Annotated in this window: 13 protein-coding genes; 6 read left to right on the top strand and 7 right to left on the bottom strand. The window is 65.3% G+C overall.

Going from position 1 to position 16,840, the window contains the following annotated elements; translation table 11 throughout:
- Positions 1 to 207 (top strand): hypothetical protein (locus VK533_RS04880; protein WP_324375533.1); only part of this gene is annotated, 207 nt, incomplete at its 5' end.
- Here VK533_RS04880 and VK533_RS04875 read toward each other — a convergent pair.
- The 7 genes from VK533_RS04875 to fucP all read right to left on the bottom strand — a co-directional run bounded on the left by VK533_RS04875 (position 171) and on the right by fucP (position 8,595).
- Complete coding sequence (locus VK533_RS04875) at positions 171 to 1,085, bottom strand: transglycosylase SLT domain-containing protein (RefSeq protein WP_324375531.1); 915 nt, start codon at positions 1,083 to 1,085, stop codon at positions 171 to 173. The genes VK533_RS04880 and VK533_RS04875 overlap by 37 nt on opposite strands.
- 144 nt (positions 1,086 to 1,229) lie before the next feature.
- The gene (locus VK533_RS04870; RefSeq protein WP_324375529.1) at positions 1,230 to 1,871 is read right to left on the bottom strand and encodes an esterase/lipase family protein; all 642 of its coding nucleotides are present in this window, start codon (positions 1,869 to 1,871) and stop codon (positions 1,230 to 1,232) included.
- A 12-nt stretch (positions 1,872 to 1,883) separates the two neighbouring features.
- Positions 1,884 to 5,264 carry a polysaccharide deacetylase family protein gene (locus VK533_RS04865; RefSeq protein WP_324375538.1) on the bottom strand — a complete coding sequence of 1,127 codons (3,381 nt, stop codon included), beginning with the start codon at positions 5,262 to 5,264 and terminating at the stop codon, positions 1,884 to 1,886.
- A 121-nt stretch (positions 5,265 to 5,385) separates the two neighbouring features.
- On the bottom strand, positions 5,386 to 5,730 hold the full coding sequence (locus VK533_RS04860) for an L-rhamnose mutarotase (protein WP_324375527.1): 345 nt from the start codon (positions 5,728 to 5,730) through the stop codon (positions 5,386 to 5,388).
- Positions 5,730 to 6,461: an SDR family oxidoreductase gene (locus tag VK533_RS04855; protein ID WP_324375525.1), complete on the bottom strand. Its 732-nt coding sequence runs from the start codon at positions 6,459 to 6,461 to the stop codon at positions 5,730 to 5,732. The genes VK533_RS04860 and VK533_RS04855 overlap by 1 nt, the downstream gene beginning before the upstream one ends.
- Entirely contained in the window at positions 6,458 to 7,420 is a 963-nt protein-coding gene (locus VK533_RS04850) for an aldo/keto reductase (protein WP_324375523.1), read from the bottom strand. Before VK533_RS04850 ends, VK533_RS04855 begins: the two co-directional genes overlap by 4 nt.
- Positions 7,417 to 8,595, bottom strand: coding sequence for an L-fucose:H+ symporter permease (gene fucP, locus VK533_RS04845; protein ID WP_324375521.1), 1,179 nt, complete (start codon positions 8,593 to 8,595; stop codon positions 7,417 to 7,419). The genes VK533_RS04850 and fucP overlap by 4 nt, the downstream gene beginning before the upstream one ends.
- 179 nt (positions 8,596 to 8,774) lie before the next feature.
- Between fucP and VK533_RS04840 the strand changes: the two genes are divergently transcribed.
- From VK533_RS04840 to VK533_RS04820, 5 genes are all read left to right on the top strand, one after another.
- The gene (locus VK533_RS04840; protein ID WP_324375519.1) at positions 8,775 to 9,755 is read left to right on the top strand and encodes an alpha/beta hydrolase; all 981 of its coding nucleotides are present in this window, start codon (positions 8,775 to 8,777) and stop codon (positions 9,753 to 9,755) included.
- Positions 9,752 to 10,522: a GDSL-type esterase/lipase family protein gene (locus VK533_RS04835; protein ID WP_324375517.1), complete on the top strand. Its 771-nt coding sequence runs from the start codon at positions 9,752 to 9,754 to the stop codon at positions 10,520 to 10,522. The genes VK533_RS04840 and VK533_RS04835 overlap by 4 nt, the downstream gene beginning before the upstream one ends.
- Positions 10,523 to 10,676: 154 nt before the next feature.
- On the top strand, positions 10,677 to 13,712 hold the full coding sequence (locus VK533_RS04830) for a TonB-dependent receptor (RefSeq protein WP_324375515.1): 3,036 nt from the start codon (positions 10,677 to 10,679) through the stop codon (positions 13,710 to 13,712).
- Between the two features lie 80 nt (positions 13,713 to 13,792).
- The gene (locus VK533_RS04825) at positions 13,793 to 15,310 is read left to right on the top strand and encodes a tryptophan halogenase family protein (RefSeq protein ID WP_324375513.1); all 1,518 of its coding nucleotides are present in this window, start codon (positions 13,793 to 13,795) and stop codon (positions 15,308 to 15,310) included.
- Entirely contained in the window at positions 15,307 to 16,830 is a 1,524-nt protein-coding gene (locus VK533_RS04820) for a tryptophan halogenase family protein (protein WP_324375511.1), read from the top strand. Before VK533_RS04825 ends, VK533_RS04820 begins: the two co-directional genes overlap by 4 nt.
- Positions 16,831 to 16,840: the final 10 nt, after the last annotated feature.

Raw genomic sequence — 16,840 nt, 5'->3', positions numbered from 1 at the left:
ACCGGATACCGCGCAAAGGTAGGCTTGCAGGTAGGTATCCTCGGGATTCAAAGCCCAAGGTCAGACGTGCAGCTTCCCGCACCGAGAGGTGATGGAACAGCGCCGGTCGAAAAGCTTGCACCAAGCCTCGATGCCGCACGTCCCAAGGACGTGCGGCTATCGGCGCGTGCTTATGAGGACGCCGTCGGCATCGACAGCATCAGGTAAGCGAGCTTCGCCTGTGCCGGCGTCGGCTTGAGCATATTGACCCGGCTCTGCTCGATCGAGGCCAGCATCTGGCTGATATCCATGCCGCCCTGATCGGTGTTGCCGTCCGCCGAATCCGTGTCCGCCGTCGCCATGTCGCCGAAGGCCAATTGGGTCTGCGACAGGTCCGGCGCGCCGGGCAGGGACGGGACGAGGCTGCCGGGCGTAAGTCCCGACGCATTCGCCTGGATCGTCGCGTCGTTGCTGCCGTCGACCGCATTGTCGAGCTTGTGGCCCATGATCGCATAGACGTCGTCGAGCGATCGCGCGCTGCCGTCCTTGCCGTAGAAGATCGATCGGTTGGCGCGCGCTTCCTGCGGGAACATGTTCGCCGCGCACGCCTGGCCGTTGGTGCATTGCGCGCGCAGGAATTTGGTTGCGCCGCCCAGCCCCAGGAAATGGGCCATATAGAGATCGGTGCCGTTGACGTCGCGGCCGAGCGTTTGGCTCAGGCTCGATGCATTGTCGCTGGCATAGGATGCCGCCATCAGCGCCGACGGGCCGGCCTGCTGGCGCAGCGCGAACACCGCCTGGCGCATGTTCGGATCGACCGTGAAGCCGCCGCCCTTCTTCGCCGTGATCGCGTCCGCTGCCCAGCCGAGGCCATGCTCGGCGCCATGCGCCTTGACCACGCCCAGCCAGCTCTGATCGATGAACTGGAACAGGCCCGATGCGCTGGAGCTCGCTGCCTTGGCGTTGGGGTTGAGCCCGCTCTCGCTCTTGGCCTGCGCCATCAGATAGGAGAAATTGACCCCGGTCGTCTGCGCGGCCTGGCCGATCGCCGCGCGCACGTCCGCCGTCGCGCCGGAAACCGAAGAGGGCATACGAAGAAGCGTCACGGGCACTCGTCCAAACTGTGGATATGTCCCGATTATGAAGGCGAAAGGTTAATACGCCGTTATTCTGAATTGACGCGCTCTTAGGCGAGATTGACGAGGGGTTAGCCGGGCCGGATCGGTCTTACCGAAATGCGGCCTTCTCCCTCAGAAAGCGCCGTCCTTCAGAAAGGCGAGTGCCGCCGCGATGACACGGCGGTCATACACCATCAAGGTATGCGTCACCGGCAAGGTCAGATGATCGGCGAGCCCCGCGACATGCGTCGAGGCGATGCTCACCTTGCCGTCATGCGGGCGGGGCAGCAGGGGGAGGGGCAGCGGAAAGAGCGGCCGGTCGCCCGCGATAATGCCAAGTGGGTAGATTATCGATCCCAGCGCCGCCTCATCCGCCGCCATGCGGCCGGTCCGCAAGATGGGGCCCGCTCCGCCGAGGACTAGGCGCGCGAGCCGCAGACGAAACAGCAGATCCGCGAGTTCGCTGCCTTTATTGGGTGGCGCGAGCATCACCACGCGGCCCAGTCGCTGCGGGGGCCGGGCAGCGATCAACGCGCGCGCCACCAGCCCGCCGAGCGAATGCGTGATGATGTGAAGCGGCCCCGTAAACCCTGCCTCGAACGCGGCTACGCGCGGTGCCAGCCAATCCACGATGTCTTCGAGCGGACGACGATACGGATAGTTCGGCGACAAGGTCGCGTAGCCCGCGCGCCGTGCCGCTCGGGCCAGCCGCACCATCGAAGCACCCAGCCGACCGTGGCCATGCAACAGCAATATTCCGCCCCGGTCGCTCACGCCGGATCAGCCCTAATTTTCCGGGCTCGCCACGCGTCCGGTCCGCTCCAGTTTGCCCCAGCCGACCCACGGCCCGCGCACCGCCGCGACCACCGCGCGCACCACCACCGAATACATGATCTGCCGATAGACGAAGCGCTGGGCGAGCAGCAGGAACACCGGGAAGCGCTTCTCGCGCGGCTCGAGCCTGTAGGCGATCCAGCCGCAGATCGCGTCGATGCCGGTGAAGGCGATCCAATAAATCCCCATGCGGATCACGTCCGACTGGGTCTGCGCCCAGCCATGCTGCTGCACGCGCACGAAGGTCGATACGATGCTCACCGCCAACGCGAGATCGATCAGCGGCGAGATCAAGGCGAAGCCGATCTGGAACAGCCACGCCTGCGGGATGCCGACCAATGCCAGGCCGGCGGGATGGCGATCGCGCAGGATCCGGCGATGCTTCCACAGGCATTGCAGCGTGCCGAACGCCCAGCGGAAGCGCTGCTTGGCGAGCGCGCCGAACGTCTCGGGCGCTTCGGTCCACGCGACCGCGTCGACGTCATATTCGACCAGCCAGCCCTTGCGCTGGATCGCGATCGTCAGATCCTGATCCTCGGCGAGCGTATCGTGCGGATAGTCGCCGACCATATCGAGCGCCGCGCGCCGCCACGCACCGACCGCGCCCGGCACCACCATGATCGCGTCGAACCGGTCGAGCGCGCGCCGCTCCAGATTCTGCGCGGTCACATATTCCACCGACTGCCAGCGCGTGACGAGGTTGATCCGATTGCCGACCTTGGCATTGCCCGCGACCGCGCCGATCTCCGGGTCGGCGAACCAACGCGACAGCCGCGCGATCGTCATCGGCTCGAAATGGGTGTCAGCGTCGAGCGCGACGATCACGTCGCCGCTGGCAAGCTTTAGCCCCTGGTTGAGCGCGCGCGCCTTGCCGCCATTTTCGAGCGTGAGCAACTGGACGCGCGGATCGCCGTCGAAGGCCCTGGCGACGATCGCCGAAGTCTCGTCCGACGATCCGTCGTCGATCACGATCACCTCGATCGCCACGCATTCGCTCGCCAGCACGCGCCTGACCGATTCCTCGATAACGCGCGCCTCGTTGAACGCCGGGATCAGCACCGACACGAAGCGGCCTGGGTTGATCTCGGGCGGCACCGCGCGGTTGCGCGGCAGGTTGGAACGGATCGCCAGCGCCGCCAGCAAAACCGCGCGGCAGGTGCCGATGAAGATCGCGGTGAAGAACAGGAATTTCAGTGTCGCGTCGAGCCCGGCGAGGATCAGGAAGATCGACACGTCGAAGCGGACCGCGACCAGATCCGATCCGCTGATCTGCGGATTGACCTGCGCCCGCGAAAGCCCGGCCAGTTGCGATACGGGCACGAACGTATAGCCCATCGCGCGCAGCCGATCGATGATGATCGGCAATGCGGCGACGGTTTCGGACCGGTCGCCGCCGCTATCGTGCAGCAGGACGACATTGCCCGTCTTGCGCTGGCCGGGCTCGTCGTCGAGGGTGCCGTTCAGTTGCGGATCGAACGCCCGCACCTGGTCGATCGTGTTATCGATCACCGCCTGCGTGCCGGGCCGCGTCCAATCCTCGCTGTCGATATGCAGGCCGACGATGGCGTAGCCCGATTGCTGCGCGAGCAAAGCCGGCTCCAGCTCGTCGCTCGTGGTCGGTTCGGCGTCCCCGAAATAGGGCGCGCGGAACAGGCGCATCGAACGGCCAGTATAGGCTTCGACCAGCCGCTGGGTGGCGTTGATCTCGATATGCGCGCCCCGCTGCGAGACCAGAGCAAGGTTGGGGTGGGTGTAGCTGTGGTTCCCGATCTCGCTGCCCTGGTCGAGAATCCGCTTGAGCAGCAAGGGATGCGCGAGCGCATTCTCGCCGATCACGAAGAAGGTGGCGGGCACGTTCTTCGCCTTGAGGATATCGAGGATCTTGGGCGTCCACTGTCCGTCCGGCCCGTCGTCGAAGGTCAGCGCGATCTGCTTGGGCTTGTAGCCGGTGCGCGTGACCACGAACGGCGTCGGATAGCTCGTATAATGTTCGTCGCGGATCAGGTTGCGCTTGTCGGCGGTGACGGTACGCATGCCCGTCGTCGGCACGTCCGTGATGCGCAATATCTCGCCATCGCCCTCGACGTCGTTCTTGCCGACCGAGTTGAGCACGCCGAAGACGGGCGGCTTGATGCCCTGGCGGATCGCGCGGAAATCGTCCCACACGCCCGGATCCTCGCTGCCGAGGCGCCATAACGCCACGCCCGACGCCCCCGAGATCTTGACCGCGCGCAGCTGGTTCCACGCGCTCGCCGCGTCGAGCAGCCAGACGTGGCGCAGCGTGCCGTCGTCATCGTTGTAATCGAAGGTGGCATTGCCGCTGGCGGCGTCGAAGCGGGTCGTGACGTTGTTGTCGTGCGCGGTCAGCCACGCTTCCTGCATCGTGCGGATATCGGCCTCGTGGCCGCCATCGGGCCAGTCATAGGCATAATTGCCGATCGCCACGATCGCCTTGTCGCGGCCGACCTGCGCCATCGCCGAACGGAGATGCTGGACGAACCAGGGCTGCGACGCGATCGGGCCGGCATCGCCGCTGGCATAATGTTCGTCATAGTCCATCAGGATCAGTTTGTCGGCGACGCGGGCGAAGGCGCGCAGGTCCCAATCCTCGTTGTCGACCGGCGCCGCGACCGTCACCAGCAATGGCGAGAAGCGCTTATTGGCTTCGTCGATGAAGCTTTGATAGGCGCGCAGCGCGTCGGGCGGCAGCTCCTCGAAATCGAACACCACGCCATAGGCATGTTCGCCCTCGAGCATCGCCTGGATCTGGCCGAGCAGTTTCTCGCGCGCCGCCTTGTCCTTCAGCAGGCGCCCCATGTTCGCGCCGTCCCACACGCCGCCGCGCACATTCTGCACGACCGGCAGGATCGAAGGGCGATGCGCCGACGCGGCGAGGATCGCGTGCAGCGGGCGATCGTGGAACCATTGAAAGTCGTGCGTCGGGCCGACCACGGTGCCGAGCCCGGGGGCGAGCCAGTTGATCTCGTTGATATGGCGGACCAGGCTGACCCGGCTGCCGTCGTCGTCATGGACATAGAAGCCCAGCATGACCTGATCGGTCGGCACGAACTTCTTGTTGGCGCCCGGCAGCCAACCCGTCAGCGCGCGCGCCTGGCGCCGGACGGTGCGGCCGAGATGACCGACCTGGCCCGGCAGCGCGCGCGGCTGCTGGCGCTCGATGCCTAGCTTGAGCGGATCGGGCGCGGGTACGTTGAGGATGGTCGCGCCGAAGCCGAAGGCCGCGCCGACCAGCACGATGATAAGGGCGAGCAGGATGCGCTTCGACCAGCGGCGGCGTCGTCCGCTCGGATCGTAGAAGACCGGCGCTTCCATGCCTCTGTCCGACATCCTCTCTCGCCCGACGCATCATAGCGATAAGCGGGCGCGGATTGCCGGAGATACGCGCGACGTGCAAGCGGCCCGATCGCGCCTGCGACGGACGGCCTGGGCAGGCTTATTGTTCCGAGAGCGAAAAAATGCGCGGCGCCTCGGTCCATTTGGCGGCGGGATCGGCCCAGGGCAAAGGCCGCTGGACCGCATTCATCTGCGTTTCCCAAGCGATCACGGCGGGATTCGAAGCGTCGGCGGCGGCCTTGCGCGCGGGATCGAAACTGGCGTCGGTTTCCATCACCATCACCAGCCGGGGTCCGCTGCGATAGATTTCCATCGCGACGATCCCGGCATCGCGGATACTGCGCGCGATTGCGGGCGGGATCGCCCCGGCGGCGTGCCACGCTTCATAGCGCGCGATCGCTTCCGCCTCGTCGACCAGGTCGAGCAGCAGGACGTGGCGCCCCATCAGTTGATCCAGCCGCCGTCGATCACGTGGATCGCGCCGGTGGTGAAGCTGGATTCGTCGCTGGCGAGGTACAAGGCCAGCTGCGCGATCTCCTCCGCTTTGCCAAGCCGGCCCATCGGCTGGCGCGCGACGAACGCCGCACGCGCCTGATCGTAATCGCCGGTATCGTGCAGCCTTTGCTGGAGCGAGGGCGTGTCGATCGTGCCCGGGCAGATGGCGTTGCAGCGTATGCCCTGCGCGACAAAATCCGCCGCGATCGCCTTGGTCAGGCCGATCACGCCGGCCTTGGTCGCGCCATAGGCGAAGCGGTTGGGGATGCCCTTCACCGAACTCGCGATCGACGACATATTGACGATCGATCCGCCGCCTTTGGCGAGCATGCCGGGCAGGACGGTGCGGGCGGTGCGGTACATCGCGGTCAGGTTGAGCGCGAGCGACGTCTCCCACGCGGCCTCGTCGCAGTCGAGGATCGACCCCGCATGGACGTAGCCGACGACGTTGAACAAGATGTCGACCGGGCCGACCTCCTCGGCCAGCGCGGCAATGCCCTTCGCGTCGGTGACGTCGAGCGGGCGCTGCTCGCAGCCCGCCAGATCCTCCAGCAGGCGCGGCACGCGATCGGTCGCGATCACGCGCGCGCCCTCGGCCGCGAACAAGGCCGCCGACGCATGGCCGATGCCCTGGCCCGCGCCCGTAATCAGCGCGGTCTTGCCCGCCAGCCGTCCACTCATCCGACACTCTCCTCTTCGCGCAACGCGGTCCACACATCCTCGCCGATATCGGCCGCGGTGCGCGCGATCAGATCGCGCACTTCCTTTGCGTTGGCGACCCCGGCAATGACGGTCGCCACGCGCTTGTCCCGCAACGGGAATTGCAGGGCCGCCGCCGGCAGCGGCACGCCGAAGCGCGCGCACAGCGCCGCCAGCCGCCGGGCGCGCGCGACCATCTCTTCCGGAGCGCGCGCATAATTATAGTGAAGCTGTTCGGCCTGGCCGAGATCGTCCTGCGCGAGAATGCCGCTATTATAGGGTCCACCGGCGATGATCCGGATACCGCGCCGTTCGCATGCGGGCAGCAGGCGGTCGGCGGCGCTGCGGTCGAGCAGGGTGTAGCGCCCGGCGAGCAGGATCACGTCCAGTTCGACCCGCTCGATCACCTCCAGGCAGACCGCGATCTCGTTGACCCCAATCCCGATCGCATCGATCGCACCCGCGTCCCTGAGATCGCGCATCGCGCGATAGCCGCCGTCGAGGAAGGCGCGCAGGTGACGCGGGTGCTCCCCGCCATGCGTCTCGTGGCCGAGATCGTGCGCCAACAGGATATCGACCCGATCGCGCCGCAAGCGGGCGAGGCTCGATTCATGCGAGCGGCGGACCGCGTCGGCGCTATAATCGAACCGCGGTTCGAACGGATCGGCATCGACATAGCCATGGCGTTCGCCGCGCGCATCGGTCGGCTCGAGCAGGCGGCCGACCTTGGTCGAAATCCGGACCGGCACATTCCCCAACACCGCGCCGAGCCGCCGTTCGGCCAGCCCGAAGCCATAGAAAGGCGCGGTGTCGAAATAGGTGATTCCGCCATCGACCGCCGCGCGGATCGCGGCCTCGGCATCGGCATCGGAAACCGGCGCATAGAGATTGCCGATCATGGCGGTGCCGACGCCGAACCGCGGAAGCGTGATGCCGGTCATCCCGCCGGGCGATCGCGCAGATGCAGCATCGAGAAAAGGCCGACGACGGCGAAGCAGCCCGCCGGCACCAGCATCGCGGTCGCGATCGAATGGCTGCTGTCGGAGATCCAGCCCATCAGGGCGGTGAAGGCCGCGCCGCCGATGATTGCCATCACCAGCATCGCCGACGCGCTCTTGGTCAGCGGGCCCAGGCCGCGCAGCGCGAGCACGAAGATGGTCGGGAACATGATCGACATGCAGAAGCTGGTCGCGACCAAAGCCGCGACCCCGATCCCGCCTCCGATCAGCGCGCCGATCAGGCAGAGAACGGTATCGATAGCGGCGAACAGCAGCATCAGCCGGGCACCGCGCACACGCGCCAGCAAGGCGGTGCCGGTGAACCGGCCAAGCATGAACAGGACCAGCGAGAAGGTCAGCAGCCAGGCCGCATTGCGCTGGCCGAGATCGGGCAGGGCCACGCCGATATAACGGATCAGGTAGCTCCACACGCCGACCTGTGCGCCGACATAAGCGAATTGCGCGCACACCCCCGCGAGGTAGCGCGGCTTGCGCAGCAGCGCGCCGAAGTCTGACAGCGGATGCGCGCTGCGCTCCTCGGTCGCGACGGGCGGGAAAGGCGTGCGCGCCAACAGGATCGCCCACAGCAAAACCACGCCCGCAATCAGGCTGTAGGGCAGCAGGACGTTGCGCACCGTCTCCGGCCCCTCGCCGGCGGTGGCGGGCAGGATCAGCGACGCGCCGAGCGCGACACCGGTGATCGCGCCCAGCGGATTGAAGCTCTGCGCGAAATTCAGCCGCCGCTCGGCATCCTCGGGTGGGCCGAGCGTCGCCACCATCGGGTTGGCGGCGGTCTCGAGGAAGGCGAGCCCGCTCGCGAGCACGAACAAGGCGAACAGGAACATCGGATAGCTCAGCGCCAGCGCTGCAGGCCAGAACAACAGCGCGCCGGTCGCGAACAGGCCCAGGCCCGTAACGACGCCGGCCTTGTATCCGAAGCGCGTCATCGTCAGCGCGGCGGGGATCGCGAAGCAGAAATAGCCGAGATAGAAAGCCGACTGGATCAGGCCCGACTGGAAATCTGAGAGCGTGAAGACGTGCCGGAAATGCGCGATCAGGACGTCGTTCAGATTGTTGGCGACGCCCCACAGGAAGAAGAGGCCGGTGACCAGTATCAAAGCCCTTCGGCTCACCACGCGCGCAACCATATGTCTTCCCTCCCGACTTTGCTTGCCGTCTTATGCGGCTATCTGAGAGGGCACGATAACCTCGCCCTCGTCGCTTGTGAAATATAAAAGCAGTTTTCATGGGTGCATAAGCAAGGGCATACAGGCCCAAAGAACCGAAGGGACAGAGGATGATCGGGCTGACGCGGCGGAGCTTACTGGGCGTAGGTTCGGCTATGGTGCTGGCGCCGGTCGCGGCGCGCGCGGCCGAGCTGATGGCGGCGCAGGAGCATGTCCCTTTGTGGCCGGGCAAGATACCGGGCGACATCGGCACCGCGATCAAGCGGCGCGTCGATTCGCGTTCGGGCAACGACGCCAATCCCGACCGCTGGATCTACGGCGTCGCCCATCCCGAACTGATCGTCTTCCGTCCTGCCAATCCCAACGGCGCGGCGGTGTTGTGCATGCCGGGCGGCAGCTACGAATTCCTTGCCTTCGACAATGAGGGGGCCGAGCAGGCACGCTGGCTCAATGCGCGTGGCGTGACCGTGTTCATACTGATGTACCGCCTGCCCGCCGAAGGCTGGGCGCATCGCGAGGACGTGCCGCTGCAGGATGCGCAGCGGGCGATGCGCCTGATCCGGCGTGATGCTTCGAAATATGGCATCGACCCCAAGCGCGTCGCGGCGCTTGGCTTTTCGGCTGGCGGCCACCTCTGCGGTTCGCTCGCCACGCGCCATGCCGAGCAGGTCTATGCGCCGGTCGATGAGGCAGATCGGCTGTCGGCGCGGCCCGATATCGCGGGCCTGATCTATCCGGTGGTCCTGCTCGCCGGGCCCGAGGCGCACAGCGGATCGCGCGATAATCTGCTGGGCAAGAACGCGCCGGAGGCGCTGCGGCGCAGCCATTCGGTCGAGCAGCGCGTCGATGTCGATACGCCGCCGCTCTTCCTGATCCATGCGGAGGATGACGGGACCGTGCCGATCGCGAACAGCATCCATCTTTACCAGGTGATGCTCGATCATAAGCGTCCCGCCGAAATGCACCTGTTCGATCAGGGCGGCCACGGCTTTGGCGCGCGCCTGCCGGCCGACATGCCCGGCGCCGAATGGCCGCGCCTGTTCGCCCGCTTCGCCGCGCGCAAAGGCGTGTTCCCGGCCGACGCCGCATGATCGCGCTGCTGCTCGCCGCCGCGGCGGTCCCGGACCATGTTCAGAGCTCGCCCGAGCGGCAGACGATGGTCGAGCAGCGCCAGTACAACCACTGGGAAGCCGATTATCTGACCAAATTGTGGTCGGCGATGCGCCAGGATTTCGGCGAGAAATATCTCTACGCGCCCGCCGACAAGGCGCTGCCGCCGCCCCGGCCGGGCGAGAAGCGCGTCGTCTTCCTCGGCGATTCCATCACCGATCTGTGGGATCTGGCGCGCTTCTTTCCGGGCAAGCCTTACGTCAATCGCGGGATCGGCGGGCAGGTCACCGCGCAGATGGTGCTGCGCTTCCAGCAGGACGTGATCGAGCTGAGGCCGGCGGCGGTGGTGATCCTTGCCGGCATCAACGACCTCCATGGCGCGCTGCAGCGGGAAAGCGACGAAGGCATCGAAGCCAATTGGCAAGCGATGGCCGACATGGCCGAAGCGCACCACATCAAGGTCGTGTTCGGCGCGATGCTGCCGGTCAATAATTACACCGACAATGCGCGCGACATGCTGGCCGACCGCGATCCCGCGCGCATCCGCCGGCTGAACGAGTGGCTCGCGGCTTTCTGCAAACGGCGCGGTTACGCGCTTGCCGATTATTACGCGGTGACGGTGAACCATGACGGCCTGCTGCGGGCCGATCTGACGCACGATGGCCTGCACCCGCTCACCGGCGGTTATACGTTGATGGCGCCGGTGGTCAGCGCCGCGCTTCAGCGCGCGCTTCACACGCACCGCTAAATCCCTCTTTCGATCAATCCGCGCGCTTCCGGGCGCCACGGCTCGTTGCGCAATCGTCATACTTATCAGTTTGCACAGTTGAATATGATTTTCATCAGTGCTAACGAGTCGGAATGAAGGATCGCCTCAATGGCGGCGTAGGGAGGGGTTTGACATGAAGGTTGCCACGGGGATCAGGATTCACGGCAAGGGCGCGAGACGCGGGGTTTCGACCGCCGCGATCGCGATGATGCTCGCCGCGCCGGCCTGGGCTCAGACCGCGGCTGATACCCCGGCCACCGGCGATCAATCGCTGTCCGCGCAGACTGCCGGCGAAATTGTCGTCACCGGCATCAAGGGCTCGATCCAGAGCGCGACCCAGCGCAAGCGCAATGCCGAGCAGGTGATGGATTCGATCACCGCGCAGGATATCGGCGCGCTGCCCGACCGCTCCGTCGCCGAAGCGCTCCAGCGCATCGCGGGCGTCACGCTCGAGCGAACCAACGACAACCGCGATCCGGCGCGCCTGACCTCGGAAGGCGGCGGCGTGTTCATTCGCGGCCTGTCGTTCGTGCGTTCCGAACTCAATGGCCGCGACGTCTTCTCCGCCAATAACGGCCGCGCGCTGAGCTTCGAGGACGTGTCGTCCGATCTGCTCACCGGCGTCGACGTCTACAAGAACCCCTCGGCCGAACTGGTTGAAGGCGGTATCGGCGGGATCGTCAATTTGCGCACGCGCAAGCCGTTCGATGCGCCCGGCCATGTGATCGCGGTATCGGGCGATTATAACTACGCCGATCTGATGAAGAAGGGCTTCTGGTCCGGCAACGCGCTGGTAAGCGATCGCTGGAATACGGGACTGGGCGAGATCGGCGTGCTGCTGTCCTACAGCCTCAGCAACACCGGCAACCGCACCGACAGCATCAGCGACGGCAAGTTCGTCCAGGGGACGCTCACCGCGCCGCAGGACGGACTGCCCGTCGGCAGCACCGTTTATCTGCCCGCGGGCATGGGCTTCCGCCGCATCGACTGGCAGCAGCGCCGTTCCGCCTTCGACGGCTCGATCCAGTGGAAACCGAGCAGCACCCTGCTAATCACGGGCGAAGCGCTGATCAGCAAGGCGACGCCCCACGATCTCGAATATGCGATGGGCGATTACAACACGCCCGATACCGACAACAGCACCTACCAGTTCGGCAAGCAGAATCAGGTCATCTCCGGGGTGATCCAGAACCGCTTCCTCAATCCGGATACGCGTTACGGCCACCAGACCAACAAGACCCGGGATTTCTCCGGCAACGTGCGCTGGACGCCGACCGACCATTGGGCGTTCGGTGCGGACCTTCAATATGTGAAGTCCAGCGCCAAGGTCATCAGCATGACCGCCTATGATCAGACGCCAACGCTGGCGACGATCGATTTCGATCTCGACGGCAACACGCCGAAGATGGTCATCACGCCGACCAGCGGCGCCGCCGGCGCGGCCGCCTGGCAGCAGCAGAGCGACTATTACTGGTCGTCGGCGATGGACCATATCGAGGACAATGACGCGCACGAATGGGCCTATCGGGCCGACGCCGAATATACGTTTGACGACGACAGCTTCCTGAAGTCCTTCCGCCTGGGCGTGCGCGGTACCGATCGCACGGCGGTCACCCGCCAGACCGGCTACAATTGGGCTTTGCTGTCGGAGCAATATTGGGGCGCGACCGGCCATCCGGTCACGCTCGACCAGACCGGCTTCGACGCCGCCCACCAGAATGCGGGCCTGCCGCAGCAGTCGCAATATTATTCCTACAGCGACTTCTTCCGGGGCGACGTGAAGTCGGGCGGATCCTGGTGGTTTCCGAGCAAGGGGCTGGTGAGCAACGGCATCCAGAACGCCTATAATTATCTGAAGAACACCGAATCCGGCGGCTGGGGCTGGGTGCCGCTCAGCGACGATTATTCGCTCGCGGCGCCTGCGGCCGACAATATCAGCGGTGGCATCAACAACCAGAGCGAAAAGACCAAGGCCGCCTACGCCTTGCTGCGCTTCGGCCATGAAGATGGCTTCCTCGGCCATTTCGACGGCAATATCGGCCTGCGCGTCGTCGGCACCGACACCGGTGCGTCCGGATCATCGGTGCGCCTCGGCGCGCTGACCGCGCCGACGTGCGTGGTCGGTACGCCGATCACGACCGGAACGCGTGCCGGTCAGACCGTAACCCAGGCCGACTGCAATCTGATCACGCAGGCGGTGGCCTTCTCGGCCGGCAATATCGGCGGGCTGACGCAGAGCGCACACGGTTCCTATACCGACGTCTTGCCGAGCCTGAACCTGCGCTTTTACCTGACCGACAAATTGCAGTTGCGCCTGGCCGCGTCGAAGGCGGTGGTGCGGCCGACCTTCGCACAGCTCAATCCGTTCACCCAGCTCGGCTTCTCGTTCGATGCGACGACCGGCATCGCCAACGGTGTCGGTGTCAACGGCGCCACGACGGCGTTCACGGGCACGACCGGCAATCCGTACCTCAAGCCGACCCGGGCCAACCAGTTCGACGGCAGCCTCGAATGGTACTTCTCGAAGTCGAACAGCCTGACGTTCGATATCTTCTACAAGCGGATCAGCAATTATATATTCGCCGGCGTCGGTCAGCAGACCTTCACCAGCAACGGCCAGACGATCACGTTCGATGTGACCCAGCAGGAAAATGGGGCGCACGGCACGATCAAGGGCTTCGAGCTTGCCTACACCCAGTTCTTCGACATGCTTCCTGGCGCGCTCGGCGGCCTCGGTTTCCAGGGCAATTTCACCTACGTCGACAGCACAGGCGGCAAGAACACCGCGGTCAACGTGTTCGACCCCAACCAGACGACCAACGCGGCCACGCCGCTGCCGCTCGAGGGCCTGTCGAAGACCTCGTACAACGCGGCTTTGATCTACGAGAAATACGGCATCTCGGCGCGCTTGGCCTATAATTGGCGGTCGCATTACCTGCTGACCACATCGGCCGCGAACATCAACTTCCCGGTCTGGTCGGAAGCCTATGGCCAGCTCGACGGATCGATCCTCTATTCGCTCAACAAGCACTTCAAGGTGGGTGTGCAGGCGACCAACCTGCTCAACACGCGCACCTATCTCGATGTGGGCGATACCAACTTCAGGCCGCGTTACAGCTGGACCGATACCGATCGGCGCTACGCTTTCCTGATCCGGTCGATCTTCTAGTTCATCCTCCCCTCGGCGTCGCCTTCACCATGACGGCGACGCCGGTTTTTTATCGGGAGGCTTCGCGGTAGAGCGTGTCCATGACAGCAGCGCCGATCAGGAGGATCGTCATCGCCGGCGGGGGTACCGCCGGATGGATGGCGGCAGCGTTGCTCGCACGCTTCCTGCCGCCGCCGCACGCCGAAATCCTGCTGGTCGAATCCGACGAGATCGGCACGATCGGAGTCGGCGAGGCGACCGTGCCGCTGATGGCCCAGTTCAACGGCGTGCTCGGCATCGACGAGAAGGATTTCGTCGCCAGGACAGAAGGCACGTTCAAGCTCGGCATCCAGTTTCGCGACTGGGGCGAGATGGGCAATGTCCATTTCAACGGTTTCGGCGACTATGGCGACGCCATCCAGGGCGTGTCGCCGCACCATCATTGGCTCAAGCTGCATCGGCTGGGCGACGCATCCCCGATCGAGGATTGGTCGATGCCCTATGCCGCCGCCAAGCGCGACCGCTTCGCGCCGCCCGAAATGGTCCATCGCCAGGGCGACGAGGCCGCCTTCTATAAATATGCCTATCATTTCGATGCCGGCCTCTATGCCCGCTATCTGCGCGGCTATGCCGAGACGAGGGGCGTGGTTCGCGAAGAAGGCCGGATCGGCAAGGTCGAGCTCGACCCTGAAAGCGGCCATGTCGCTGCCTTGCTGATGGCGGACGGACGACGTTTCGCCGGCGATCTGTTCATCGACTGCACCGGCTTCGTCGGCCTGCTGATCAGCAAGGCGCTGGGCGTTGCCTATGTCGACTGGTCGGGTCTGCTGCCATGCGACCGTGCGATCGCGGTGCCGAGCGCGCGCCGCGATCCGCTGACGCCCTATACGCGTTCGACCGCGCGCGCCGCCGGCTGGCAATGGCGGATCCCGCTCCAGCACCGCACCGGCAATGGCCATGTCTATTCCAGCGCTTTCCTGTCGGATGACGAAGCGGTCGACCAGTTGATGGCCAATCTCGACTGCGCGCCATTAAGCGAGCCGCGCCTGCTGCGCTTCACCACTGGGCATCGCGCCAAATTCTGGGATCGGAACGTGGTCGCGCTCGGCCTTGCCGCCGGCTTCATGGAGCCGCTGGAATCGACCAGCATCCAGATCATCCAGACGGGCCTCGCGCGGCTGGTCGAATATCTGCCCGACAGGGATTTCGACCCTGCGGTCGCCGATGAATATAATCGCGTCACCGCCAACGAATATGCGCGGATCCGCGACTTCCTGATCCTCCATTATTGCCGCAGCCGCCGTTCCGAGCCGATGTGGGAGCATTGCCGGACGATGGCGATTCCCGACACGCTCGCGCACAAGATCGCGGTGTGGGAAGCGTGCGGGCGGGTGCCGTTGTTGTCCGAGGAATCCTATCAGGAGCCGAGCTGGGTCTCGATCTTCCTCGGCAACCAGGTCCTGCCCAGACGCTATGATCCGATCGTCGATCAATTGCCGATCGAGAAACTGCGCGGCGGCATGAACCAGCGGCGCGCCGCCATCGCCCAGGTCGCGGATCATATGCCGCCGCATACCTTGTTCGTCGATCGCACCTGTCCCGCACCGGTGGCGGCATGAGCAATCCCAAGGCGATCCAATCGATCGTGATCGCGGGCGGCGGCAGTGCCGGCTGGATGGCGGCCGCCGCGCTGTCGACCGCCTTCCACGGTACCGACTGCCGGATCACGCTCGTGGAATCGGAGGAAATCGGCACGGTCGGGGTGGGGGAGGCGACGATCCCGCCGATCCAGGCCTTCAACCAGATACTCGGCATCGACGAGGCCGCGTTCGTGCGCGCGACCCAGGGCACGTTCAAGCTCGGCATCGAGTTCGTGAACTGGTGGCGCGAGGGGCATCGTTATTTCCACCCGTTCGGCCGCTACGGCGACGATTTCGGGATGACGCCGTTCCATCAGCAATGGCTGCGCGCGCGCTTCCATGGCGATCCGACCCCGCTTTCGGCCTATTCGCTGAGCGACGCGGCGGCATTCAAGAACCGCTTCGATCGTCCGCTGGCCGATCCGCGATCGGTCTTCTCGACTTTTTCCTACGCTTATCATTTCGACGCGGGCCTCTATGCCCGCTTCCTGCGCGTGCATTCGGAGGCGCGGGGCGTCACGCGGATCGAAGGCAAGATCGCCGATGTCGCGCTCGACCCCGAAAGCGGCTTCGTCCGCGCATTGACGCTGGAGAACGGGCAGCGGATCGAGGGTGAACTGTTCTTCGACTGCACCGGTTTCCGCGCGTTGCTGATCGGGCAGACGCTCGAAGTGCCTTATCAGGACTGGTCGGGCTGGCTTCCCTGCGACCGCGCGATCGCGGTGCCGAGCGCGCGCATGGCCGATCTGCCGCCTTATACCCGCTCGACCGCGCACAAAGCCGGCTGGCAATGGCGCATTCCGCTCCAGCACCGCACCGGCAACGGCCATGTCTATTGCAGCGGCTTCATGGGCGACGACGAAGCGCAATCGATTCTGCTCGCCGGGCTCGACGGCGCGCCGACCGGAAGCCCACGCCAATTACGCTTCACCACCGGCATGCGCGAACAGGGCTGGGCGAAGAATGTGATCGCGCTCGGCCTCGCTTCGGGCTTCCTCGAGCCGCTGGAATCGACCAGCCTGCATCTCGTCCAGAGCGGCATTACCAAATTGCTCGCCTGGTTTCCCGACCGCGATTTCGATCCCGCCGTCACCGTCGAATATAACCGGCAGGTCGCGCGCGAGTTTGAAAGCGTGCGCGATTTCCTCGTGCTCCATTACCGCGCGACCGAACGCAGTGATTCCGATTTCTGGCGCCATTGCGCCGCGATCGAAATGCCCGAGACGCTCGCCGCCAAGCTTGCCATGTTCCGTCTCAACGGCCGGCTGATCGAACGCGACAAGGATCTGTTCCACGAAGCGAGCTGGCTGGCGGTGATGCTGGGCCAAGGCGTGACGCCGCAGGGCTATGATCCGCTCGCGGACATCGTCGATCCGCGCGAGATGCAGGCGGTGCTGGCGGGCATGCGCAACGTTATCGCGCACACTTCCGACGCGATGCCGGGCCACGCCGCTTTCATCGCGCGCCATTGCCGCGCTCCGGATCTCCGAGCTGCCTGAGGGGAATGCG

This window comes from Sphingomonas sp., assembly GCF_035317925.1.
Lineage (GTDB): Bacteria > Pseudomonadota > Alphaproteobacteria > Sphingomonadales > Sphingomonadaceae > Sphingomonas_I.
Note: the sequence above shows the minus strand (reverse complement) of the source record. Positions and strands in the feature narration are given on the sequence as shown.

Bases quoted from the DNA above. Each gene is read 5' to 3' on its own strand.
- VK533_RS04840 (WP_324375519.1), top strand. From the start codon at position 8,775: ATGATCGGGCTGACGCGGCGGAGCTTACTGGGCGTAGGTTCGGCTATG.
- VK533_RS04865 (WP_324375538.1), bottom strand. From the start codon at position 5,264: ATGGAAGCGCCGGTCTTCTACGATCCGAGCGGACGACGCCGCCGCTGG.
- VK533_RS04825 (WP_324375513.1), top strand. From the start codon at position 13,793: ATGACAGCAGCGCCGATCAGGAGGATCGTCATCGCCGGCGGGGGTACC.
- VK533_RS04830 (WP_324375515.1), top strand. From the start codon at position 10,677: ATGAAGGTTGCCACGGGGATCAGGATTCACGGCAAGGGCGCGAGACGC.
- VK533_RS04820 (WP_324375511.1), top strand. From the start codon at position 15,307: ATGAGCAATCCCAAGGCGATCCAATCGATCGTGATCGCGGGCGGCGGC.
- VK533_RS04835 (WP_324375517.1), top strand. From the start codon at position 9,752: ATGATCGCGCTGCTGCTCGCCGCCGCGGCGGTCCCGGACCATGTTCAG.
- VK533_RS04860 (WP_324375527.1), bottom strand. From the start codon at position 5,730: ATGGGGCGCCACGTCCTGCTGCTCGACCTGGTCGACGAGGCGGAAGCG.
- VK533_RS04850 (WP_324375523.1), bottom strand. From the start codon at position 7,420: ATGACCGGCATCACGCTTCCGCGGTTCGGCGTCGGCACCGCCATGATC.
- VK533_RS04855 (WP_324375525.1), bottom strand. From the start codon at position 6,461: ATGAGTGGACGGCTGGCGGGCAAGACCGCGCTGATTACGGGCGCGGGC.